We start from the raw sequence: 1,268 nt of genomic DNA on the forward strand, positions 1-1,268 counted from the left end.
GAAAATGAGGGCTTGTATTCATGCCAAAAGTCATAACTGTCCGGCTTTGGGATCGTAAAGTTTCCGTCTGGGATGTATTCCACAGCCGCCACATGGGTGATGGACTGCATATCAAGCGGATCGGCCTGCTCCAGCGCGTGCGGTTCGTTCGTTTCGCTGCGCGCCTCAGCTCCGCTCACATATTCCGCACCGGCCAGGGGAAGAAGCTCTCCGGTTTCAGTAGCGTCCAGAAAATACGCGCCTCTCAGCTTATACCTGGTTTGCCCATCTGTCTTCTCCACCGTTACCGACGCCACCTGATCACCTGCCGTCTCGCAGTGAACAGGGCGCGTGTTAAGCAGCACCTGGATCCGGCGGGTGTTCACGTATGGGGCCAGCATATCCTCCAGCACCTGCAGCGCAACCTTCGGCTCATGCGCCACCCTGCTGACCCAAGCGTTCCCCGGATTGAGCTCCGGGTCGTTTAACGCCTGCTCGTTGAGCGGGTAGTTGCGTTTGTAATAATCCCTGACCCGGTTTCTGAACTCCCGGTAGGATGCCGTGCAGCCGAAGCTTTCGATCCAGCGGTGCTCATCGGGAGGAACCGCCTGCGAGGTCAGCTGCCCTCCGATCCAATCTGTCTCCTCGGTCACGACCACCTTCATCCCGGCTTTGGCTGCCGCCAGGGCGGCCGACGTTCCGCCGAGTCCTCCGCCGATGATAATTACATCAGCCACCAGCTCTTGAATCAACGTTATCCACGCTCCTTTCCTTATTAACCAGTCATATTCAGTGGACGCCCGTCCTTCTCATGCTCTCAGCGACTGGGCCGCCTTCCGGGCCGCGTTCGAGAAGCGCCGCGTGATCTGCTGCGGTCTGGAAATGGCGCCGCCCACCACGACGGCGTGCGCGCCGAGCTTGAGTGCCTCCTCGACCTGGTAAGGCTCGTGGATCCGGCCTTCGGCAATGAGCGGAATGCTCAGCCGGGCCGCCGCTTCTTCAACCAGCTTCAGGTCGGGACCTTCGAGCTGCGGCGAATAATCCGTATATCCCGACAGCGTCGTCGATACGCAGCTGACGCCGAGGGAAGCGGCATGAACGGCCTCATCCAGCGTCGAAACATCCGCCATGCTGGCAACGCCCGACTGCTTCATCCGCCGGATCAGATCCTCCAGCCGGGCTCCGCCGGGCCGACTACGTCCCGTGGCGTCAAAAGCGATCATGTCCGCACCAGCCTCAAGCAGCTCCTCCACCTCCTTGAGCGTAGGCGTAATATAAACGTCCGATCC

At 60.3% G+C, this 1,268-nt stretch carries 2 protein-coding genes; both read right to left on the reverse strand.

Translation table 11 applies throughout. The annotated features are described in order from the left end of the window. Positions 1-731, reverse strand: a 731-nt coding sequence (locus tag CPT76_RS00100; protein WP_146116108.1) for an FAD-dependent oxidoreductase, incomplete at its 3' end; no start/stop codon positions are given. 57 nt (positions 732-788) lie between these two features. Continuing rightward, a partial coding sequence (locus tag CPT76_RS00105) for an N-acetylmannosamine-6-phosphate 2-epimerase (RefSeq protein WP_105441535.1) occupies positions 789-1,268 on the reverse strand: 480 nt, incomplete at its 5' end.

Origin of the sequence: Paenibacillus sp. AR247, assembly GCF_002968895.1 — a bacterium.
GTDB classification, from domain to species: domain Bacteria; phylum Bacillota; class Bacilli; order Paenibacillales; family Paenibacillaceae; genus Paenibacillus_AQ; species Paenibacillus_AQ favisporus.